The 22,237-nt window shown below is 72.5% G+C and carries 18 protein-coding genes; 11 read left to right on the top strand and 7 right to left on the bottom strand.

The window, feature by feature from the left end; genetic code table 11:
• Positions 1–239: 239 nt before the first annotated feature.
• From JQN70_RS19010 to JQN70_RS19000, 3 genes are read right to left on the bottom strand one after another with little or no spacing between them, the layout of a single operon-like run.
• Complete coding sequence (locus JQN70_RS19010; RefSeq protein WP_204132948.1) at positions 240–917, bottom strand: thymidine kinase; 678 nt, start codon at positions 915–917, stop codon at positions 240–242.
• An 11-nt stretch (positions 918–928) separates the two neighbouring features.
• The gene (locus JQN70_RS19005; RefSeq protein ID WP_204132947.1) at positions 929–2,080 is read right to left on the bottom strand and encodes an alkaline phosphatase family protein; all 1,152 of its coding nucleotides are present in this window, start codon (positions 2,078–2,080) and stop codon (positions 929–931) included.
• A gap of 1 nt (position 2,081) precedes the next feature.
• A complete protein-coding gene (locus JQN70_RS19000; protein ID WP_204132946.1) occupies positions 2,082–2,672 on the bottom strand; it encodes a DUF5998 family protein in 591 nt (196 codons plus the stop codon).
• Positions 2,673–2,819: 147 nt separating this feature from the next.
• Here JQN70_RS19000 and JQN70_RS18995 point away from each other — a divergent pair, with 147 nt between their 5' ends.
• On the top strand, positions 2,820–4,691 hold the full coding sequence (locus JQN70_RS18995; protein ID WP_239111856.1) for a PKD domain-containing protein: 1,872 nt from the start codon (positions 2,820–2,822) through the stop codon (positions 4,689–4,691).
• A gap of 14 nt (positions 4,692–4,705) precedes the next feature.
• Here the strand turns inward: JQN70_RS18995 and JQN70_RS18990 are convergent, their stop codons facing one another.
• Positions 4,706–7,372, bottom strand: coding sequence for a bifunctional acetate--CoA ligase family protein/GNAT family N-acetyltransferase (locus JQN70_RS18990; protein ID WP_204132944.1), 2,667 nt, complete (start codon positions 7,370–7,372; stop codon positions 4,706–4,708).
• A gap of 56 nt (positions 7,373–7,428) precedes the next feature.
• Between JQN70_RS18990 and JQN70_RS18985 the strand changes: the two genes are divergently transcribed.
• The 8 genes from JQN70_RS18985 (at position 7,429) to JQN70_RS18950 (ending at position 17,119) form a co-directional block, all read left to right on the top strand.
• Positions 7,429–8,058: a nitroreductase family protein gene (locus tag JQN70_RS18985; RefSeq protein ID WP_307836096.1), complete on the top strand. Its 630-nt coding sequence runs from the start codon at positions 7,429–7,431 to the stop codon at positions 8,056–8,058.
• Between the two features lie 66 nt (positions 8,059–8,124).
• Positions 8,125–10,566 (top strand): DNA gyrase/topoisomerase IV subunit A, encoded by a 2,442-nt coding sequence (locus JQN70_RS18980; protein ID WP_204132943.1) that lies wholly within the window; start codon positions 8,125–8,127, stop codon positions 10,564–10,566.
• Between the two features lie 172 nt (positions 10,567–10,738).
• Positions 10,739–12,013, top strand: coding sequence for an ABC transporter substrate-binding protein (locus JQN70_RS18975; protein ID WP_239111855.1), 1,275 nt, complete (start codon positions 10,739–10,741; stop codon positions 12,011–12,013).
• 146 nt (positions 12,014–12,159) lie between these two features.
• Positions 12,160–13,248 carry a carbohydrate ABC transporter permease gene (locus JQN70_RS18970; RefSeq protein WP_204132942.1) on the top strand — a complete coding sequence of 363 codons (1,089 nt, stop codon included), beginning with the start codon at positions 12,160–12,162 and terminating at the stop codon, positions 13,246–13,248.
• The gene (locus JQN70_RS18965) at positions 13,248–14,153 is read left to right on the top strand and encodes a carbohydrate ABC transporter permease (RefSeq protein ID WP_204132941.1); all 906 of its coding nucleotides are present in this window, start codon (positions 13,248–13,250) and stop codon (positions 14,151–14,153) included. Before JQN70_RS18970 ends, JQN70_RS18965 begins: the two co-directional genes overlap by 1 nt.
• A gap of 16 nt (positions 14,154–14,169) precedes the next feature.
• Positions 14,170–14,394: a hypothetical protein gene (locus JQN70_RS18960; RefSeq protein ID WP_204132940.1), complete on the top strand. Its 225-nt coding sequence runs from the start codon at positions 14,170–14,172 to the stop codon at positions 14,392–14,394.
• 20 nt (positions 14,395–14,414) lie between these two features.
• Entirely contained in the window at positions 14,415–15,422 is a 1,008-nt protein-coding gene (locus JQN70_RS18955; RefSeq protein WP_204132939.1) for a LacI family DNA-binding transcriptional regulator, read from the top strand.
• Between the two features lie 23 nt (positions 15,423–15,445).
• Positions 15,446–17,119 (top strand): glycoside hydrolase family 13 protein, encoded by a 1,674-nt coding sequence (locus JQN70_RS18950; protein WP_204132962.1) that lies wholly within the window; start codon positions 15,446–15,448, stop codon positions 17,117–17,119.
• On the opposite strand, the gene JQN70_RS18945 is transcribed toward JQN70_RS18950, so the two are convergent.
• Both JQN70_RS18945 and JQN70_RS18940 read right to left on the bottom strand, forming a co-directional pair.
• A complete protein-coding gene (locus tag JQN70_RS18945; protein ID WP_204132938.1) occupies positions 17,112–18,560 on the bottom strand; it encodes an APC family permease in 1,449 nt (482 codons plus the stop codon). The genes JQN70_RS18950 and JQN70_RS18945 overlap by 8 nt on opposite strands.
• 103 nt (positions 18,561–18,663) lie before the next feature.
• Positions 18,664–20,790: a DNA gyrase/topoisomerase IV subunit B gene (locus tag JQN70_RS18940; RefSeq protein ID WP_204132937.1), complete on the bottom strand. Its 2,127-nt coding sequence runs from the start codon at positions 20,788–20,790 to the stop codon at positions 18,664–18,666.
• Between the two features lie 293 nt (positions 20,791–21,083).
• On the opposite strand from JQN70_RS18940, the gene JQN70_RS18935 reads away from it, so the two are divergent.
• Complete coding sequence (locus JQN70_RS18935; RefSeq protein ID WP_204132936.1) at positions 21,084–21,299, top strand: DUF7455 domain-containing protein; 216 nt, start codon at positions 21,084–21,086, stop codon at positions 21,297–21,299.
• 1 nt (position 21,300) lies between these two features.
• Complete coding sequence (locus JQN70_RS18930) at positions 21,301–21,795, top strand: DUF456 domain-containing protein (RefSeq protein WP_307836094.1); 495 nt, start codon at positions 21,301–21,303, stop codon at positions 21,793–21,795.
• A 22-nt stretch (positions 21,796–21,817) separates the two neighbouring features.
• Here JQN70_RS18930 and JQN70_RS18925 read toward each other — a convergent pair whose 3' ends face one another.
• Complete coding sequence (locus tag JQN70_RS18925) at positions 21,818–22,198, bottom strand: SCO2097 family morphological protein (protein ID WP_307836093.1); 381 nt, start codon at positions 22,196–22,198, stop codon at positions 21,818–21,820.
• Positions 22,199–22,237: the final 39 nt, after the last annotated feature.

Raw genomic sequence — 22,237 nt, 5'->3', positions numbered from 1 at the left:
CCATCGCCAACCGCACTTCCATCGACACCACCTGCTCGCTCACACGCGGCATCGTCGCCGCTGGAACACACCGGGTGTCAGACATCTCCCTTCACATCCCTGTCAGAGATGTCCCTTCAAAACACAGACCTTCTCGCGGTCGGGTTTCACCTCGACCCGGAGATACTCCGTCGAGTCGAGGTGAAAGGGGACCTTCTCGCGGTCGGGTTTCACCTCGACCCAGCGACGCTCCGCCGGTGTCAGCGGGTCGGCGGCACTGGGCAGGCGTCGAGGTCGAACGGGAGCGTGTCCGGGGTCGGCGAGGCCGCCCGCGCGGCGTGGCTGTTCATCCGGCGCATGTGGTGCCGGCGGCAGAGCACCTCGTACTCGACGAGCCCCTCGCGCGCGGCCGCGGTGTCGCCGACGACGACCTGCTCGCCCTCGACGACCATGACCCCGTCGACGATGCGGGCGTTGTGCGTCGCCCGCCGTCCGCACCAGCAGAGCGCCTCGACCTGGAGCACCTCGACCCGGTCGGCGAGCTCGATGAACCGGCGGGACCCGGGGAACAGCTCGGTGCGGAAGTCCGCGGTGATGCCGAACGCGGTCACCGAGATCCCGAGCTCGTCGACGACCCGGGCGAGCTGCTCGACCTGGCGCGGGGTGTAGAACTGCGCCTCGTCGCAGATGACGTAGTCGACCCGGTCCCCCGCCGTCAGCTGCCCGACGACGACCTCCCAGAAGTCGAGGTCGTCGCCGACCTCGACCGCGGTCGTCTCGAGGCCGAGGCGCGAGGAGAGGACCGAGTCGCCGGCGCGGTCGAGCTTGGTGAAGATCAGGCCGCGCCGGTCGCGGGCGCGCTGGTTGTGGTCGATCTGCAGGGCGAGGGTCGACTTGCCGCAGTCCATCGTCCCCGAGAAGAACACGAGATCAGCCACGGGCGCCCACCCTAGGCGACCCGGGCGGGGACGTGGACGACCGGCACGTCCAGCTCCTCGCCGGTCAGCGAGCCGTGCATCCCGACGAGGGCGAGCAGCTGCGGGCGCATCCGGGCGGAGTCGACGACGGCGAGGTCGTCGGCCGCGGCCACGACCACGTCCCCGATCCGGGCGAGGTTGACCGGCGCGACCGGCCCGAACCACCCGGCGGCCACCGCCTCCTCGCGGCGCAGGACCCAGGCCCGCTCCCCCAGCCGGGCCGCCCAGGCCGCGGCGACGTCGGCCGCGGCGCCCGGGCGGCAGTACACGTGCGTCGCCCGCGGCTCGCCCCCGAGGAGGTGTACCCCCTCGCGCAGGGTCGGCTCCTCGGCGACGTCGACGCGCGTCGGGTGCGGGCAGGCGACCATCCCGTGGTCGGCGGTGACGGTCAGCGAGGTGTCGTCCGGCAGCCCCGCGGCGAGCCGCGCCAGCTCGCGGTCGACGGACTCGAGCTCGGTGGTCCACTCGAAGGACTCGGGGCCGTGGACGTGCCCGAGCTTGTCGACCTCGCCCCAGTAGAGGTAGACGAGCGCCCGGGGCGAGGTGCGCACGGCCCGCAGCGCGGCGTCGACCCGGCCGGCCAGCGACTCCGCCGCCGCGAACCGGCCACCGCGCAGCGCGGCCCGGGTCAGCCCCGAGCCGTCGAAGAAGCCGGGACCGGTGCGCACGACCTCGAGGCCGGCCGCCTCGGCCCGCTCGAACCACGTGCGCCCCGGCTGCCAGCGCTCGGGGTCCGGGCCGTCCTCCCACGACAGCTCGTTGAAGACCCGGTCCTCGCCGGGCACGAGCACCTCGTAGCCGAGCATCCCGTGCTCCCCCGGCCCCGAGCCGGTGCCGAAGGTGCCCATCGAGGTGGCCGTCGTCGAGGGGAAGCCCGCGGGCACCCGCCGGGTCGTCGCCGCCTGGGCCCGCAGCCACGGGGCGTGCCCGAGGCGGCGCGCCAGCTGGTCGGCGCCGAGGCCGTCGACGAGGACGACGACGGCGCGCCTGGCCACGGGCAGCCCGAGCCGCCCGGACCACGCCGGCTCCCCGAGGGCCGAGGGCACCCCGAGGCTCGCGCAGACGCTCGGGAGGACGTCGGCGAGGCTCGCGGTGGCGTAGTCGGGCGCCGCCGGGAGCGGCACCTCAGCCCTGGCCGATGGCGGAGGAGAGGTCGCGGGCGAAGGACAGCGCCCCCGCGAGCTTGTCGTCGCCGTCCGCGGCCGCCGAGATGCGCAGCGCGATGTCGTCGCCGGTGATCGTCCCCTCGTAGCCGTGGTCGGCGTCGCAGTCGGGGTCGCTGCACGAGGCCGGCACGAGGTCGATCCGGGCGACGGTCCCCCAGCCGAGGGTCAGCGTGACCTCGCGGCCGAGCGTGCCCGGCACGTAGCCCTCCGGGTCCTCGACGACGTGGGTGAGCATGACGCCCTTGACCGCGGCGAGCGGGATCGACTCGGTCGTCGCGGTCGCGACGTCCTGCGGTGCCGGCGGCTCGTCGGCGTGGTCGTCGAGGTGGGCGATGAGCAGCCGGGAGGGGGTGAGGACGAGGACGGTGATGTGCCGGCGCACGACGTCGCGGTCGAAGGTCGTCTCGAGGTGCACGAGGTGGTTGGCGATGCGCTCGCCCGACAGCGCCGCCGCCACGACGTCCACGACGAGCGCCGGGTAGTAGCCGGCCCGCTCGATCGAGAGGACGAGGTCCTCGGGCAGGACGGGGGCGTGGTGCGCGCTGGTCATGGCCCCATCATGCCGTGGCCCCGCGCAGGCCGGACGCCGCTCGGCGCTCGGAGCCCCGGGGGGCGTGACACGGGAGCCCGCCCGGGAGGACACTCGAGGCGCACCGCCGCGTGCAGGGCGCGGGCGGTCCGGGTGGGAGGTGGCGTCATGCTCCGACGACAGGCCCGACGTGGCGTCCCGACGGTCCTCGCGGCCCTGGCCGTCCTCCTCGCCTCGCTCCTCGTGCCCGGTCGGGCCGAGGCCGCCGGCGGCGTCACCTACGTCGGGGCCGCGCACTCGGCTCCCCAGGCCCAGCTGTTCAAGGAGGCGACCGTCCCCTCCGGCACGGCAGCGGGCGACACCCTCCTCCTCGTCCTCACCCGCGCCTCGGGCGTCACGTGGAGCGGCCCGAGCGGGCTCACCGGGTGGAGCACCGTCGCCACGACGACCAGCACGACGCTGACCTCGACGGTCTACCGCCGCACGGCGGCGGCCGGCGACGCCGGCACGCGGGTGCGCTTCGACACGACGGCCTTCGCCAAGGCGATGCTCACCCTCACCGTCTACCGCGGCGTCGACCCGGCCCGGGCCCTCACCGTCGCGGGGTCGGCCGAGACCGCCGCCTCGACGACGCACCCGTCGCCGGCGGTCGCGGCCTCCGGCGGCGAGACCGCGGTGTCGTACTGGGTGGACCGGTCCTCGACGACGACCGGGTGGAGCGCCCCCGCGACCACGACGACCCGTGACACCGCGCTCGGGACGGGCAGCGGCCGCTACGGCGCGGTGCTCGCCGACCGGGCCGACGTGCCGGCCGGCTCGCTCCCCGGCCCCGCGGCCACCTCGACCCCGGCGACCACCGCGCTCGCCTGGACCGTCCTGCTGCCCGCGGAGGACCCGGGCGGGCCGGGCAACCTCCCCCCGACCGCGGCCTTCACGAGCGACTGCTCCGGCCTGTCGTGCACCGTCGACGGCTCGACGTCGAGCGACCCGGACGGGCAGGTGCAGGACCACGCCTGGGACTTCGGTGACGGCAGCACGGGTACCGGCGCCCTGACGAGCCACACGTACGACACCGCCGGCAGCTACGTCGTGCGGCTCACCGTCACCGACGACGACCTCGCGAGCGCCTCGACCACCCGCACCGTCACCGTCACCGACGCGCCGAGCCAGCGGCTGCTCCTCGGCGCCGCCTCGAGCAGCTGGCCGTGGTTCGACCCGGCCATCGGTCCCGTCGACGTGTACCGGGAGTTCGACTCCGGCTTCGGCTACGCGCGGTGGCAGGACACCCCCGCGTACCTCGCCCATCCCGGCGCGCGCTTCGAGTACTCGTTCCGCGTTCTGCCGCAACGGCTCTCGAACCCGACCGACCCGATCGTCGAGCAGGTGCGCGCCTTCGTCGCGACGACGCCGAAGGACATCATCCTCACCGTCTACCACGAGCCCGAGAACTACGGGGCGGGCAAGTTCGACGCCGCGCAGTACCGGGCCGGACTCCTCGCGCTCAAGCGCATCGTCGACGCCCAGGACGCCGCGGACGGTGGTGGGCGGATGGTCGCGCTCATCCTCATGAACGTCACGTTCAAGGGCATGTGGACCAGCGCGCCGGCCGACTGGTGGCCCACGGACGCCCGTGACGGCGGCCACGTCGACATCGTCTCGGCCGACGTCTACGCCCTGCCCCACGCCACCCAGACGGCCTGCTGCCCGGCCGGCTACACCGACGGCGTCGACTGGCGACGGCCCGAGCACCTCATGTCCTTCGTCCGCGACTTCGCCGCGCGCAACAGGACGCCGTGGTCGGTCAGCGAGTTCGGCTACCTCGAGGACGTCGGCGATCCCGGCCGGCGCTCCAGGGTCCTCCAGGACGCCGTCGCCTACGCCCGCGCGAACGGCGCCCACCACGTCAACGTCTTCGACTCCAAGGGCGACCGCGCGGACTGGCGGCTGCGGTGGGGCACCCCGGTGGGCACGGCCTCGAGCACGAGCACGGCGGCCCGGACCTGGCGCGACCTCGTGGCGCAGGCCCGCAGCGGCGGTTGACGGCCGCCGGGACCTCAGGTCAGCGAGCGGCGGCCGGGGTCCATCCGGCGCGGCGCGGGCGCGAGGGTGATCTCGGCACCGAGGACCTCCACGCCGCCCGGGTGCGCGTTGACCGGGTTGAGCACGAGCGAGGCGATCTCGGGCATGTCGTCGGCGAGCACCGAGACGCGCGCGATGAGGTCGGCGAGCGCGGCGCGGTGCACCGGCGTCTGCCCCCGGTACCCGTGGAGCACCGGCGCCGCCTTGATCGACGAGATGAGCTCGGAGACGGTGACGTCGGTGAGCGGCGGGATGCGGTGGGCCACGTCGTCGAGCAGCTCGGTCGGCAGCCCGGCGACGGAGAAGCCGATGACCGGGCCGAAGAGCGGGTCCTCGTCGGAGGTGACCACGCACGCGACCCCGGGAGAGGCCATCTTCTGCACGACGAAGCGGTCGGCCTGGAGCGGGGCGAGCCGCTCGCTGAGCGAGGCCCACGCCGTGCGGACCTCGTGCTCGTTGACGAGGTCGACCCGCACGCCGCCGCTGCCGCCCTGGTGGCGGACCATGGGCGCGACCGACTTGAGCACGACCGGGTACCCGAGCTCCTCGGCCGCCGCGACGGCGTCCTCGACGGTCTCGACCTCGTGCTGGCCCCACACGTCGACGCCGTACGCCGCGAGCAGCGCGGTGGCCTCGTCGTGCGTGAGCCGGCGGCCCGTCGGGCTGACCGAGAGCACCGTGCCGACGACGTCCTCGGCGATGCGCCGGTTGATGCCGACCGGCGCCACCGGCGTGCCCTGGTCGCGAGAACGCCACTGCCCGTAGCGGGTTGCGGCGGCGAGGGCCCGCACGGCGTCCTCGGGCATCGCGTAGACGGGGATGGCGCGCACGTCGCCGCCCGTGCCCTTGACCGAGCTGTGGCCGTCGTCGACGCCCCGCAGCCCGAGGAAGGTCGCGACACAGGGCTTGTCGGACGCCGCGGAGGCGTCGCGCACCGCCGCGGCCACCTGCTCGTCGCCCGTGGCCAGCGGGGGGATGAAGCACGAGACCACCGAGTCGACGCCGGGGTCCTCGAAGGCCCGGTCGAGGGCGGCCCGGAAGTCCTCGGCCGAGGCCTCGCTCGCGAGGCACACCGGGCCGTGGGCCACCGTCAGCCCCCAGCTGGTGCACGCGTCGGCCGTCAGCGCGCCGAGCGCCGCCGAGTTGCCGACGATGGCCACCCGGTCCCCCGCCGGCAACGGCTGGTGGACGACGAGCTGGGCGATGTCGAAGAGCTGGTGGACGTTCTCGACCCGGATGACGCCGGCCTGCTTGAGCATCGCCGAGAAGACCTCGGGGCGGGCCTTGGTCTCGCGCACCGTGTGGCCCGGGGGGACGCCGAAGCGCGAGACACCCGACTTGACGACGATGACCGGCTTGATGAGCGCGAGCTTGCGCGCGATCCGTGAGAACTTGCGCGGGTTGCCCATCGACTCGAGGTAGAGCCCGACCGCCTCGGTGGCGTCGTCGTCGATCCAGTACTGCATGAAGTCGTTGCCGGAGACGTCGGCCCGGTTGCCGGCGGACCCGAAGGTGGAGATGCCGAGGTTGCGCCGCGCGGCCGAGGCGAGGACCGCGATGCCGAGCGCGCCGGACTGCGCGAAGAGCCCGAGCCGGCCGGGCGGGGGCAGGGTGGGCGCGAGGGTGGCGTTGAGGCGCACCTCGGGGTCGTTGTTGATGATGCCGAACGAGTTCGGCCCGATGACCCGCATCCCCGCGCCGCGGGCCCGCCGGACGAGCTCGACCTGGAGGGCCGCGCCGCCCGGGCTCTCCTCGGCGAACCCCGCGGAGACGACGAGCAGCGACTTGACCCCCGCCTCCGCGCACTCGTCGACGACCTCGAGGACGGCCGGCGCCGGCACGGCGACGATCGCGAGGTCGACCGTGCCCGGCACCGCGGAGACGGTCGGGTAGCAGGTCAGCCGGCGCAGCCTCTTGACGTGCGGGTTCACCGGCACGACCCGCCCGGCGAACTTCGACTCGAGCAGCCGGTCCAGAAGCTGGCCCCCGAAGGTGTCGGTGCGCCGGCTGGCCCCGACGACGGCGATGGTCTGCGGGGTGAGCAGCGCGCGCAGGCTCTGGGCCTCGGCGCGGTGCTCGCGGCTCATCTCGACCGCCCGCGACCGGTCGGTGGGCTCGATGTCGAACCCGACCTCGACGACGCCGTCCTCGATCCGCCGGGCCACCTCGTACCCCGCGTCGGAGAAGACCGCGAGCATCTTCCGGTTCTGCGGCAGCACCTCGGCGGTGAACCGGGCGATGCCGAGGTCGCGGGCGATGGCGGCGAGGTGCTCGAGGAGGACCGAGCCGATCCCCTTGCCCTGGTAGTGGTCGCTGATGTTGAAGGCGACCTCGGCGCTGCGCGCGTCGAGCCGGTCGAAGCGGCCGACGCCGATGATCTCCTCGCGCATCGTCACGACGAGGGCCACCCGGTCGACGTAGTCGACGTGGGTGAAGCGCAGGACGTCGGCGTCGGAGAGCCGACGCAGCGGGGCGAAGAAGCGCAGGTAGATCGACTCGTCGGACTGGGCGTTGTGGAAGCGCTGGAGCGCGTCGCCGTCATCGGGCCGGATCGGGCGGACGCTGGCGACCGTGCCGTCCCGCAGCACGACGTCGGCCTCCCAGGAGGTGGGGTATCCCGGGGGGAGCGTCGCCTCCGCCATGGGTCCCATCCTGCCACCCGGGGCCGGCCGGCACGGTGCCGGGCACACTGGGTGGCGTGGAGCTTCGTGAGGCCGTCCGCCGGCGCCGGATGGTGCGCCGCTTCGACCCGACCCGCCCCGTGCCGCCCGGGGTCGTCGACTCGCTGCTGGCGCTCGCGGTCCGGGCCCCGAGCGCGGGGTTCAGCCAGGGCTGGGACTTCGTCGTCCTCGCCGAGCCTGCCGACCGCGACGCGTTCTGGGCCGCCGCCACCGAGCCGGACCGGCGCGACGCCTGGCTCACGGGCGTGTCCGCCGCCCCGGTCCTCGTCGTCTGCCTCTCCGACCCCGACGCCTACCTCGACCGGTACGCCGAGCCCGACAAGGGCTGGACCGACCGCTCCCTCGACCGCTGGCCCGTGCCGTACTGGGACACCGACGTCGCGATGGCCGCGATGATCCTGCTCCTCGGGGCCGAGGACGCCGGCCTCGGAGGCCTCTTCTTCGGGGTGCCGGCCGGCCGCCACGACGCCGTGCGGCAGGCGCTCGGGGTGCCGGAGGGCCGGCGCGTCGTCGGCGTCGTCGCCCTCGGCCACGAGGGCCGGCGCACCTCGGGCTCGGCGCGCACCCGCCGCCGTCGTCCGCTCGCCGACGTCGTCCACCACGGCCGGTTCGGAGTGTCGTCGTGGACCGCGTCCGACCGTTTGTGAGGATGGTGCCGATCCCTGCCGGGTGCGCGTCCCCGGCCGACCCGATGTGAGGAACCGCCCCACCCCATGGCCAAGCGCACGAGCACCCCGCCCCCCGAGGACGACCTCGGGAAGGTCGTCGACATCGACGTCGAGGAGGAGATGCGCTCGGCGTTCCTCGAGTACTCCTACAGCGTCATCTACTCCCGGGCCCTGCCCGACGCCCGCGACGGCCTCAAGCCGGTGCAGCGCCGCATCCTCTACGGGATGTCGGAGCTCGGGCTGCGCCCGGACCGCCCGCACGTCAAGTCCTCGCGCGTCGTCGGCGAGGTCATGGGCAAGTACCACCCGCACGGTGACCAGGCGATCTACGACGCCCTCGTCCGGCTCGCCCAGCCGTGGACGATGCGGCTGCCGCTCGTCGACGGCCACGGCAACTTCGGCTCCCTCGACGACGGCCCGGCCGCCTCCCGGTACACCGAGGCCCGGATGGCACCCGCCGCCCTCCTCATGGTCACCTCGCTCGACGAGGACACCGTCGACTTCGTCCCGAACTACGACGACTCGATGACCCAGCCCGGCGTGCTGCCGGCGGCCTTTCCCAACCTGCTCGTCAACGGCACGAGCGGCATCGCGGTCGGCATGGCGACGAACATGGCCCCGCACAACCTCGTCGAGGTCATCGGCGCCGCCCGCCACCTGCTCGACCACCCCGACTGCTCCCTCGACGACCTCATGAAGTTCGTGCCCGGCCCCGACCTGCCCGGCGGCGGACGCATCATCGGTCTCGACGGCGTCCGCGACGCCTACCTCACCGGGCGCGGCAAGTTCGTCACCCGGGCCACCGCCCGGGTCGAGAAGATCACCCCGCGCCGGATGGGCATCGTCGTCACCGAGCTGCCCTACCTCATCGGCCCGGAGAAGGTCATCGAGCGGGTCAAGGTGCTCGTGCAGTCCAAGAAGCTCCAGGGCATCTCCGACGTCAAGGACCTCACCGACCGCAAGAACGGCCTGCGCCTCGTCTTCGAGGTCAAGAACGGCTTCAACCCCGACGCCGTGCTCGAGCAGCTGTACAAGCACACGCCGATGGAGGACTCCTTCGGCATCAACAACGTCGCCCTCGTCGACGGCCAGCCGCAGACCCTCGGCCTCAAGGACCTGCTGCGCACCTACGTCCAGTTCCGTACCGACGTCGTGCGCCGGCGCACCGAGTACCGGCTCGGCAAGCGCAAGGACCGCCTGCACCTGGTCGAGGGCCTGCTCGTCGCGATCCTCGACATCGACGAGGTCATCCAGCTGATCCGGGCCAGTGACGACGCCGCCACCGCCAAGGGCCGGCTCATCTCGGTCTTCGACCTCTCCGACGCCCAGGCCGAGTACATCCTCGAGCTCCAGCTGCGCCGGCTGACGAAGTTCTCGCGCATCGAGCTCGAGGCCGAGCGCGACGAGCTCCAGCGCCTCATCGAGGAGCTCGAGGCCATCCTCGGTGACGAGAAGCTGTTGCGCCGCACCGTCTCCGGCGAGCTCGCCGACGTCGCCAAGGCGCACGGCACGCCACGCCGCACCGTCCTGCTCGAGTCGGCCGGCACCCCCGCCACCCAGACCACGCCGCTCGAGGTCGCCGACGACCCGTGCTGGGTGCTCCTCTCGTCCACGGGTCTGCTGGCCCGCACCTCGGACGCCGAGCCGGTCCCGGCCGACGGCCCCCGCGCGAAGCACGACGCCGTCGTGGGTGCCGTGAAGACCACGGCGAGAGGCGAGTTCGCGCTCGTCACGTCGCGCGGTCGGATGATCCGGATGTCGGCCCTCGAGCTGCCGGCCCTCCCGCCGCTCGGTGGCGCGCCGAGCCTGTCCGGCGGCGCACCGCTCGCGGTGTACGTCGACCTCCCCCGCGGCGAGGAGCCCCTCACCATCGTGCCGCTCGACGCGGAGGGCCCCGGGGTCGCGCTCGGCACCGCCCAGGGCGTCGTCAAGCGCGTCACCACCGACCACCCGGCCCGGTCGGACTGGGAGGCGATCTCGCTCAGGGACGGCGACTCCGTCGTCGGCGCGGCGGCCCTGCGCGACGGCGCCGAGGACCTCGTCTTCGTCACGAGCGACGCCCAGCTCCTGCGCTTCCCGGCCTCCGCCGTCCGCCCGCAGGGCCGGGCGGCCGGCGGCATGGCGGGAATCCGCCTCTCCCCCAGGGCCTCGGCGGTGTTCTTCGGCGCCGTCGACCCCGCCGCCGAGAACGTCGTGGTGACGTCGTCCGGCTCCTCGGACGCCCTGCCCGGCACCCAGCCCGGCTCGCTCAAGGTGGCGCCGTACGCGGAGTACCCGGCAAAGGGTCGCGGCACGGGCGGCGTTCGCGCACACCGTTTCCTGCGCGGCGAGGACGCGCTCGTCCTCGCCTGGGTCGGTGCCCTGCCGGCCCGCGCGTCCGGCGCCGGCGGCGTCGCCCTCGAGCTCCCCGAGCCCACCGGGCGCCGCGACGGCTCGGGCACCGCGTACCCCGCGGTCGTCGCCGGCATCGGCGCACCCGTGCGCTGAGCCGCGGGCCCCCTCCCGGGCGTCCCCGAGGTGACGGGCGCGTTACGCAATCGTTACCGCACACGCTCGACGACCCGTTGACCGGGGTGTGTAAACGCTTTTACGTTTGGTCCGGTTCCCCTCACCGCCGAGGCATCCGCCTCGGCGCGACCCAGTGAAATGGAGGCGGGCAATGCCCCTCATCACGATGCGCCGCACGGCGGCGATCTCCGGAGTCCTCGCGGTGGCCCTCACCGTCGCGGCCTGCGGGTCCGATTCCTCCGGGGGTGACGACGCCGCGCAGCAGGGTGCTGACTCGCGGGGCCCGATCACCTACGTGCAGGGCAAGGACAACAGCAACCTCCTCGGCCCGATGGCGGAGCGCTGGAACGCCGCGCACCCCGACGAGAAGGTGACGATCAAGGAGCAGTCCGACCAGGCGGACCAGCAGCACGACGACCTCGTGCAGCACTTCCAGGCCAAGGACGCCGGCTACGACGTCGTCTCGGTCGACGTCGTCTGGACCGCGGAGTTCGCGGCCAAGGGCTGGCTGACGCCGCTCAAGGACAAGTTCGCCCTCCCGACCGACGGCTTCCTCGAGCCGACCGTCAAGGCGGCCACGTACAACAACACGCTGTACGCCGCGCCCACCTCCTCCGACGGCGCGATGCTCTACTACCGCAGCGACCTCGTGAAGACGCCGCCGAAGACCATCGACGAGATGTGGTCGATGTGCGACATCGCCAAGAAGAACGGGATGGACTGCTTCGCAGGCCAGTTCGCCAAGTACGAGGGCGGTACCTGCAACGCCACCGAGTGGATGAACGCCTACGGCGCCAAGGTCGTCGACGCCCAGGGCAAGCCGACCGTCGACAGCCCCGAGGCCGCTGCCGGCCTCAAGGCCCTCGCCGACCACTACAAGAGCGGTGACATCCCCAAGCAGGCCATCACCTACCAGGAGGAGCAGAGCCGCGCCTCGTTCCAGGACGGCAAGCTGCTGTTCCTGCGCAACTGGCCGTACGTCTACAACCTCGCCTCCACCGACGCCTCCTCGAAGGTCAAGGGCAAGTTCGCCGTCGCGCCGCTCCCCGGCGTCAGCGGCCCGGGCACCTCGACCCTCGGTGGTCACATGGCCGCGATCAGCGCGTACTCCGACCACAAGGCGACCGCGCTCGACTTCCTCAAGTTCCTCACCTCCCCGGAGGAGCAGAAGACGAACATGGAGAAGGGCTCGCTCGCGCCGGTCATCGAGTCGATCTACACCGACGCCGACCTCGTGAAGAAGTACCCGTACCTGCCGACCCTCCAGGAGTCGATCGGCAACGCGGTGTCCCGCCCGGTGACGCCGTTCTACCCGGCGGTGACCCAGGCCATCCAGGACAACTTCTTCTCGGCCATCCAGGGACAGAAGACGCCCGAGCAGGCGGTCAAGGACATGCAGGCGGCCATGCAGGCTGCCGGCGGCTGACGCTCCGCCCGTCCGCGTGACCGGTGGTGGGGGCCTCCCCCGGGGTGCCCCCACCACCGCACCGACCACCACTGACCACCCGGTCACGCCACCAGATCGGCCGCGTCCCCGTGGGACGCGGCGCCCCCCGGGCAAGGAGCGGACACATGAGTGCTGTCACGGAGTCGACACCGACGTCGACCCAGGGAACGGGCCCCAAGCCCGCCAAGCGCAAGGGCCTGAACCACGGCCAGGGACGGCTCGGGCTCCTGCTCGTGGCCCCCACCCTGGCCTTCCTGGCCGTCATCATCATCTATCCCCTGCTCAAGGCCGTGCAGCTGTCCTTCCAGAAGGACTCCGGCCTCGACCCCGCCACCGGGCTGTTCGTCGAGGGCGGCAACGCGGGGTTCTCGAACTACACGCACTGGCTGCTCCAGCAGTGCGGTGACACCGCCTGTCCCCCGGGCACGCTCGGCGCCCAGTTCTACGACGCCTTCTGGGTGACCATCTTCTTCACGGTCGTCAGCGTCGTCATCGAGGTCATCCTCGGCATGTGGTTCGCGATGATCATGAACCGCACCTTCAAGGGCCGCGGCCTCGTCCGCGCGGCGATCCTCGTGCCGTGGGCCATCCCCACCGCCGTCACCGCCAAGCTCTGGTACTTCATCTTCGCCTACGACGGCATCGCCAACCGGCTGATCGGCATCGTCGGCATCGACCCCCAGCTGTGGACGAGCGACCCGTGGGCGGCGAAGTTCGCCATCGTCATCGCCGACGTCTGGAAGACCACGCCGTTCATGGCGCTGCTCATCCTCGCCGGTCTCCAGCTGATCCCCGGCGACGTCTACGAGGCCGCCCAGATCGACGGCGCCTCGAAGTGGCAGACCTTCCGCCAGATCACCCTGCCGCTCGTCAAGACGCCGCTCATGGTCGCGGTCCTCTTCCGCACCCTCGACGTCCTGCGCATCTACGACCTGCCGGCCATCCTCACCGGAGGCGCCGGAGGGACGACGTCCTTGTCGATGCTCGTCATCAAGCAGATCCGCAACGGCTTCCACAGCGCCTCGGCCCTGTCGACGATCGTCTTCCTCCTCATCGCGGTCGTCGCCTTCCTCTTCATCCGCTTCGGTGGCGCGGACGTCGTCCAGCGCCCGCCGTCGTCGAAGAAGCCGAAGAAGCGCCGGCGTGACAAGGACGAGAACACCGACAAGGCCGTGTCCAACGCCGTCACCGGCCAGTACTTCGGAGCGAACTGATGACCGCCACGACCGCACCGACCACGACGGCCCCCGCCCCCCGCGGCGGCCAGGAGCTGCACACCAAGAGCGACCGCGGCGCCAAGATCCGGATGTACCTCGGGCTCGCCGCCCTCGTCATCTGGGGCCTCGCGCCGTTCTACTGGATGATCGTCACGGCCTTCCGCGACGTCGGCTTCACGTTCGACACCACCCCGTGGCCGACGCACGTGACGCTCGACAACTTCAAGACGGCGTTCTCGACCGAGCGCGGCAACCACTTCGGCGCCGCCCTCGTCCACTCGATCATCATCGGCATCGTCACGACGGTCGTCGCCATGCTCGTCGGGGTCTTCGCCTCGTACGCGCTGGCCCGGCTGAAGTTCCCGGGCAAGTACGTCGTCCTCGGCGTCATCCTCGGGTCCTCGATGTTCCCGGGCGTGGCCCTGGTCTCGCCGCTGTTCCAGCTGTTCTCCGACATCGGCTGGCTGAGCGGCACCAACTACCAGGCGCTGATCATCCCGAACATCTCGTTCGCGCTGCCGTTGACGATCTACACGTTGACGGCCTTCCTCGCCGAGATGCCGTGGGAGCTCGAGGAGTCGGCCCGGATCGACGGCTGCACCCCGGGACAGGCCTTCCGCAAGATCATGCTGCCGCTGGCGGCGCCGGGCCTGTTCACGACCGCGATCCTCGCGTTCATCGCGAGCTGGAACGAGTACCTCCTCGCGGCGCAGTTCTCGACACCGGCCACGCAGACGGTCACCGTCGCCATCGCCCAGTTCACCGGCGCCCAGCCGCACCAGGAGCCGTACACCGCGGTCATGGCCGCGGGCACGATCGTCACGGTGCCGCTGATCATCATGGTGCTGTTCTTCCAGCGGGCGATCGTCTCCGGGCTCACCGCCGGAGGGGTGAAGGGCTGAGGCCCGCCCTCCGACGATGGGACTCTTCAACCCCGGCGGCGGCACGGGTGACGCCCGCTCGAAGGCGCAGAGGCTCGAGGTGCTGCTCGGCATCCTCGGCGTCTTCGCCCTGATGGCGACCATCCAGACCGTCGTGCTCGAGGTCCGCGGGGAGCCGGCCGGTTCGTCGGCCGCGCTCCTCGCGGCTCTCCTGCTCGCCCTGTGGCTCACCTGGCGGGCCCGCCGGAACACCGGCGTCTAGACGGAGGCCGGGTGGCTGCGATGAGCACGATCACCGACGTGGCGCGGGTGGCCGGGGTGTCGGTCGCCACGGTCTCGCGTGCCCTGCGCGGGCTCGACCGGGTCTCCCCCGAGACCCGCCAACGGGTCCTCGACGTCGCCGAGGAGCTGCACTACGTCGCCTCGCCGACGGCCACCTCGCTCGCCTCGGGCCGGACCCGGGTCGTCGCCGTCGTCGCGCCCTTCCTCACCCGGTGGTTCTTCGCCACGCTCGTCAGCGCCATCGAGAAGGAGCTGCGCTCGCGGGGGCACCACGCGATCCTCTTCGACCTCGAGGACGACACCTACGACCAGCGCCTGCCCCTGACGCAGAACATGCTCTGGAAGCGGGTCGACGGCCTCATCACGCTCAACGTGCCGATGGAGCCCGACGAGGTGGCGCTCGTCGACCGGCTCGGCCTGCCGCTCGTCGCCATCGGCTCGTCGGTGCCGGGCCGGCCGTGCGTGCGCATCGACGACCGCACGACGATGCGCACCGCCGTCCAGCACCTCATCGACCTCGGCCACGAGCGGATCGGCTACATCGGCGACGTCCCGCGCAACGTCGCCCACGTCCAGACCCCCCAGGACCGGCTCGACGCCTTCCGCGCGACGATGGCCGCGGCGGGCCTGCCGGTCGTCGAGGAGTGGATCCTCGGGTCGGACTGGACCGCGGAGGCCGCGGCCCGCGACGGCGCCGGCCTGCTGCGGCTCGACCCCCGCCCGACCGCCGTCGTCGCCGCCTCCGACGAGATGGCGATCGGGGTGCGCGAGAGCGCTCGTGGGCTCGGGCTGCGGGTGCCCGAGGACTTCTCGGTCATCGGCATCGACGACTACGTGCTCTCCGGCGTGCTCGGGCTGACGACCGTGCGCCAGGACGTCGCCGCACAGGGCCGTGCCGCTGCCCGGCTGCTCCTCGCCGCCCTGCTCGAGGGTGACGAGGGCTCCGACGAGGTCGTCATGCCCACCGAGCTCGTCGTCCGCTCCTCCACCGGCCCGGTCCCCGCGTGAGCTCCGCGCCGGGCACCGGCGGGATGCTCCGGGACGCCGAGCCCGTCGACGACCGCTGGTGGCGTGACGCGGTCGTCTACCAGGTGTACCCGCGCTCGTGGGCGTCCTCGGGCACCGACGGCGTCGGTGACCTCCCGGGCATCCTCGCCCGCCTCCCCTACCTCGCGGCCCTCGGTGTCGACGCGCTGTGGCTCTCGCCCTTCTACGTCAGCCCGCAGCACGACGCCGGCTACGACGTCAGCGACCACCGCGACGTCGACCCGCAGTTCGGCACGGTCGCCGACGTCGAACGGCTCGTCGAGGCGGCGCACGCCCTCGGGCTGCGGGTCGTCGCCGACGTCATCCCCAACCACGTCTCCACCGACCACCCGTGGTTCCGGGCCGCGCTGGCCGACGGCCCCGGGGCGCCGTCCCGGGAGCGCTTCGTCGTCCGCCCGGGCCGCGGCGCCGACGGGGAGGAGCCGCCGAACAACTGGCGCTCGGAGTTCGGCGGACCGGCCTGGTCGCGCCTCACCGAGCCCGACGGCACCCCGGGCCCCTGGTACCTCCACCAGTTCGACAGCACCCAGGCCGACGTCGCGTGGGAGCACCCCGAGGTCGTCGCCGACTTCGAGCAGACCCTGCGCTTCTGGCTCGACCGCGGTCTCGACGGGTTCCGGGTCGACGCCGCCCACTGCATCGTCAAGGCGCCGGGCCTGCCCGACCAGCCCCCGCCGCAGCCGCCCGGGGCGGACCCCGAGCCGACCCACCTGACCCCGTTCAAGGACCAGGAGGGCTGCCACGACGTGTACCGGGAGTGGCGGCGGCTCGTCGACGGCTACGACCCGCCGCGGCTGCTCTGCGCCGAGGCGTGGGTGACGCCGCTCGAGCGGGCGATGCGCTACGTGCGCCCGGACGAGATGCACCAGGCCTTCAACCTCGACTTCCTCGACGCCGGCTGGGACGCCGGGCGCCTGCGTCGGGCCGTCGCCGAGACCGTGCGGGCCGCCGACGCGGTCGGTGCCTCGCCGACCTGGGCCCTGGCCAACCACGACACGGTCCGCCTCGCCTCCCGCCTCGGTCTCCCCGACGGGACCCCGAACCCCAACGGCAAGGGCCTCGGCCCCGACCAGCCGGCGCCGGACCCCGTGCTCGGGCTGCGCCGGGCCCGGGCCGCGATGCTGCTCATGCTCGCCCTGCCGGGGTCTGCCTACCTCTACCAGGGCGAGGAGCTGGGACTGCCCGAGGCGACGACCCTGCCGGACGAGGTCCGGCGCGACCCGACCTTCGCGCGCACCGGTGGCCGCGTCGTCGGGCGGGACGGCTGCCGGGTGCCGATGCCCTGGGCGCGCGACGCGCCCTCCCTGGGCTTCGGGGCCGGCGCGAGCACCTGGCTGCCGCAGCCCCCGGAGTTCGCCGCGCTGGCCGTCGACCAGCAGGACGGGGTGGCGGGCTCGACCCTCGAGCTGGTCCGCGCGGCCCTCGCCGAGCGGCGCGCCCGGGGGCTCGGCCGGGCCGGTCTCCGGCTCACCGAGGGCCACCCGGACGACGTCGTCGCGCTCGCCCTGTCGGGCACCGACGGCCCGGAGCTGCTCGTCCTGACGAACGCCGGCACCGCACCGGTAGACCTCCCGCCGGGCGCGCGGGTGGTGCTCGCGTCGGGTCCCCTCGACGGCGGGTCGGTGCCTCCCGACACCACCGTCTGGGTGCTCAGTTGACGGTGCCCTCGGACTCCCCCAGCTCCTCGGGGTCGCGCAGGTAGGTGCGCTTGCCCCGGATCGCCCGGTTCGCGAACCACGTGATGGCCCAGAGCACGACCCCGATGACGAGCAGCCAGCCGGCGATCTTGTACTGGATGACGTCGCGCCCGGTCCACGGACCGACGAAGAACGCGCAGAGCAGGGCGCCGATCACGGGGAGCACGGTCGGGGCGACGAAGTGCTCGCGGTCGATGGTGTCCTTGCGCAGCACGAGGACGCAGACGTTGACGATCGTGAAGACGCCGAGCAGCAGCAGCGCCGTCGTGCCGCCGAGGGCGCCGATGACCTGGCCCTGCGCCTGCTTCGTGACGACGACGATGAGGCCGACGGCGATCGCCGTCGTGAAGAGGATGGCCGCCCACGGGGTCTGCCGGGTGCGGTGCACCTTGCCGAGGAACGGCGGGAGCACCTCCTGGTGGGCCATGCCGTAGAGCAGCCGGCTGGCCATGAGCATGTTGATGAGGGCCGAGTTGGCGACGGCGAACATCGAGATGAACGGCAGCAGCGTGTCGATGGGGATGTCGGGGGCGGCCCGCTCGACGACCGTGACGAGCGGTGTGTCGCTGCCGCCGAGGTCGCCGACGGGGACGATGGCCACCGCGAAGAGCGCGACGAGGACATAGATGACGCCGGTGATGCTCAGCCCGGTGATCATCATCTTCGGGAAGTTGCGCACCGGGTCCTTGGTCTCCTCGGCCATGTTCACCGAGTCCTCGAAGCCGACCATCGCGAAGAACGCCAGCGAGGTGGCCGCCGTGACGGCGAGGAAGGCCGACTTGTCGCTCGGGCTGTCGAAGACGACGGTGCGGCTGAAGTCGGTCTTGCCGGCGAAGAGCGCGTAGAAGCCGACCATGATGACGAGCAGGAGGCCGGAGAGCTCGACGAGGGTGAGGACGATGTTGGCCTTGACCGACTCTCCGACCCCGCGGAAGTTCACGAGGGCGACGAGGGCCATGAAGCCCAGCGCGATGAACATCACGAGGTTGGTGTTGTCGCTGTCGAGCCCGAAGCCCTTGGCGAGGTTCGAGGCGAACGCGCGCGAGGCCGTCGACGCGCTCGTGATGCCCGAGCACATCACCGTGAAGGCGACGATGAAGGTCGCGAAGTGGATGCCGAACGCCTTGTGCGTGTAGAGCGCCGCCCCGGCGGCCCGCGGGTACTTCGTGACGAGCTCGAGGTAGGAGAACGCGGTGATCATCGCGATCGCGAAGGCGACGATGAACGGCACCCAGGCCGCCCCGCCGACCTCGGAGGCCACCTCGCCGGTCAGCGCGTAGACGCCGGTGCCGAGGATGTCGCCGACGATGAACAACAGGAGGAGCTTGGGGCCCATGACCCGCTTGAGCTCGGTGCGCTCCTCCCCCGCGACCGCACCGCCTTGCTCGACGTCCGTGCTCATGGTCTTCGCTCCTGTTCGGCGGACGCCGACGGACCGGCGTCGGTCCGCCCCACTGTGGCGTGGCCGACCGGTCCTGTGGACCTTTGGTGCCGAGGAATCTGGCTCAGGCGTCGATGCGCTCGCGGTCGAGGGCCCCGGCGCTGTCGATGATGAAGTCCTTGCGCGGGCCGACCTCGCCGCCCATGAGGAGCTCGAAGACCCCTCCGGCGGACTCGATGTCGCCGAGGGTGACCTTGCGCAGCGTGCGGTGCCCGGGGTCCATCGTCGTCTCGGCCAGCTGGTCGGCGTCCATCTCGCCGAGGCCCTTGTAGCGCTGGAGCGGCTTGGTCTTCTTCCCCCGCTTGGCGAGCGAGGCCATCGTGCGGCGCATCTCGGCCTCGGAGTAGGTGTAGATGACCTCGTTGGCCTTGCTGCCGGGGTTGACCACCTCGATGCGGTGCAGCGGCGGGACCGCGGCGTAGACCCGCCCGGCCTCGACGAGCGGGCGCATGTAGCGGAAGAAGAGGGTGAGCAGCAGGGTCCGGATGTGGGCGCCGTCGACGTCGGCGTCGGTCATGATGATGACCTTCCCGTAGCGAGCCGACTCGAGGTCGAAGGTGCGCCCGGAGCCGGCCCCGATGACCTGGATGATCGCCGCGCACTCGGCGTTGCCGAGCATGTCGGTGACCGAGGCCTTCTGGACGTTGAGGATCTTGCCGCGGATCGGCAGCAGCGCCTGGTGGTCGCTGCTGCGGGCCAGCTTGGCGGTGCCGAGCGCGCTGTCGCCCTCGACGATGAACAGCTCGGTGCGCTCGGGGTCGCTGCTGCGGCAGTCGGCGAGCTTGGCCGGCAGCGACGAGGACTCGAGCGCGGTCTTCCGGCGCTGGGTCTCCTTGTGCATCCGGGCGCTGATGCGCGACTTCATCTCGGCGACGACCTTCTCGAGGAGGGTCGCGGCCTGCTGCTTGTAGGGGCGCTTGGTCGAGGTGAGCAGGGCGGACAGCTCGGACTCGACGACCTTGGCGACGATCTGGCGGACCGCGGCCGTGCCGAGCACCTCCTTGGTCTGCCCCTCGAACTGCGGCTCGGCGAGGCGGACCGTGACGACGGCGGTGAGGCCGGCGAGGGCGTCGTCCTTGTCGAGCTTGTCGCTGCCCGCCTTGAGCCGGCGCGCGTTGGCCTCGACCTGCCTCCGCAGCACCTTGAGCAGGGCCTGGTCGAAGCCGGCGAGGTGCGTGCCGCCCTTGGGCGTGGCGATGATGTTGACGAAGGAGCGGACCGTGGTGTCGTACCCGGTGCCCCAGCGGACCGCGACGTCGACGCCGCACTCGCGCTCGACCTCGGTGGGGGTCATGTGGCCCTGGGCGTCGAGGACCGGGACGGTCTCGGTGAAGGTGCCGGTGCCCTGGAGGCGCCAGACGTCGGTGACCGGCGCGTCGGGGGCGAGGTACTCGCAGAACTCGGAGATGCCGCCGTCGTGGAGGAAGACCTCCTCGGTGGGCTCCTCGCCGCGCTCGTCGCGCACGACGATGGTCAGGCCGGGGACGAGGAACGAGGTCTGCCGCACCCGGCCGAGCAGTCCCTCGAGGTCGAGGCCGGCGTCCTTGAGGAAGATCTGGCGGTCGGCCCAGTAGCGCACGCGCGTGCCGGTGACCCCGCGCTTGGCCTTCCCGACGACCTCGAGGTCGCTGGTGCGCACGTACGGGGTGAACTCGTGGTCGGGGTCCTTGCGGCCCTGGGCACCCGCGACGTCGGAGAAGACGCCGGGCTCACCGCGCCGGAAGCTCATCGCGTAGGTCTTGCCCCCGCGGTCGACCTCGACGTCGAGGCGCGCGGAGAGGGCGTTGACGACCGAGGCGCCGACGCCGTGCAGGCCACCCGAGGCCGTGTACGAGCCGCCGCCGAACTTCCCGCCGGCGTGCAGGCGCGTGTAGACGAGCTCGACGCCGGTGAGGCCGGTGCGCGGCTCGATGTCAACCGGGACGCCGCGGCCGTTGTCGCGGACCTCGACCGAGCCGTCGGCGAAGAGGACGACCTCGACCCGGTCGCAGTGGCCGCCGAGGGCCTCGTCGACGGCGTTGTCGATGATCTCCCAGAGGCAGTGCATGAGGCCGCGGGAGTCGGTGGAGCCGATGTACATGCCGGGACGCTTGCGCACCGCCTCGAGGCCCTCGAGGACCTGGAGGTGGTGGGCGGTGTACTCGGTCGCGGACTTGCTCGTCGCGGTCTTCTTGGCAGCGGTCGCAGGCACGTCCCGCAGGGTAGTCGCCGGCCCCGACGGCTCCCGACAGGCGCACCGGCCGTGGCCGCGCCGGTGCGGCGGCGCGGGTATCTGGCGGCCCGCTCGCGCCTCCTGACCGGTGACGACGGACGGGCCACGCGGCTCGGGTGAACGGTCACGATCTCGACACCACCCGGCCGGTTCGTGGCCCCCTGCGCTCCGGGAAGCATCCGGCGTGCTTGACTGTTGCACAGGTCGCCGATCCGCACGGGTCGGTCGCCACGAACCACCAGCAGGACCCGAGCCGAGCCGAGGAGGCCGCCGTGAACGCCGCACTGGCACCCACCCTGTCCACCGCGGACCGCTGCGACCGCTGTGGCGCCCAGGCCTACGTCCGGGCCCGACTGCACGCCGGCGGAGAGCTGCTCTTCTGCGCGCACCACGGGCGCGAGCACGTCCCCGCACTGGCCGACAAGGCCGACATCATCGACGAGAGCGAGCGGCTCCACGAGCCCGTGACCCCGGCCGTCGACGACTGAGGTGGACGCCCTGGCGGCGGACGTCTGGGTCGTCCTCCCGCCGCTGCTCATCGTCGTCGGGCTGGTCGGGGTCGTCGTCCCCATCCTGCCCGGCACCCTCCTCGTGCTCGCGGGCGTCCTCGTCTGGGCCCTCGCCGAGCAGAGCACCACCGGATGGGTGGTGCTCTCGCTGTCGGTGCTCGTCGCCGCCGCCGGACGGGTGCTGCAGTACCTCGTCCCCGGCCGCCGGATGAAGCAGCGCGGCGTGCGCACCTCGACCCTCGCACTGGCCGTGCTGCTCGCGGTCGTCGGGTTCTTCGTCGTCCCGGTCATCGGGGCGGTCGTCGGTTTCCTCCTCGGCATCTGGCTCGTCGAGGTGGGCCGCGGCACGTCGCGCGGCGAGGCGTGGACCCGGACGAAGCACGCCGCGGTGGGCGTGCTGCAGAGCGTGGGGATCGAGCTGGCCTCGGCGCTCGTCGTCGCCGGGCTCTACGTCGTGGGGCTGCTGCTCTCCTGAGCCGCCGGGTGGACCTCGCCGGTCACCACTTGTTCTCGCGGCGCTCCCAGCGCTCGTCGAGACGGTCGATGAGCGAGCTCTTGCGCCGGCTGCGGCCCTTGGCCTGCACGGCGCCGTCCTGCTGGACGACCCCGAGCCGTCCCTTGCGCGGGGGCGTGACGGCGAAGGCGACCGCGGCGACCATGAGGGCGAAGCCGATGGCGCCGACCCACATCGTCGTGTTGATGCCGACGAAGACGAGGCCGAGACCGGCGAGGGCGCCGACGACACCGACGACCCACCGTCGGCGCTGGAGCGAGGCGAGGCCGCTGCCCTGCATGTTCGAGGCGAACTTGGGGTCCTCGGCGGCGAGCTGCTGCTCCATCTGGTCGAGCATCTTCTGCTCGTGGTCTGAGAGGGGCACTGATCCTCCCGTGGTCGGCCCGAGGCGCCCGGCGGGCGC

The organism is Phycicoccus sonneratiae, from assembly GCF_016887965.1.
GTDB classification, from domain to species: domain Bacteria; phylum Actinomycetota; class Actinomycetes; order Actinomycetales; family Dermatophilaceae; genus Phycicoccus; species Phycicoccus sonneratiae.
Note: the sequence above shows the minus strand (reverse complement) of the source record. Positions and strands in the feature narration are given on the sequence as shown.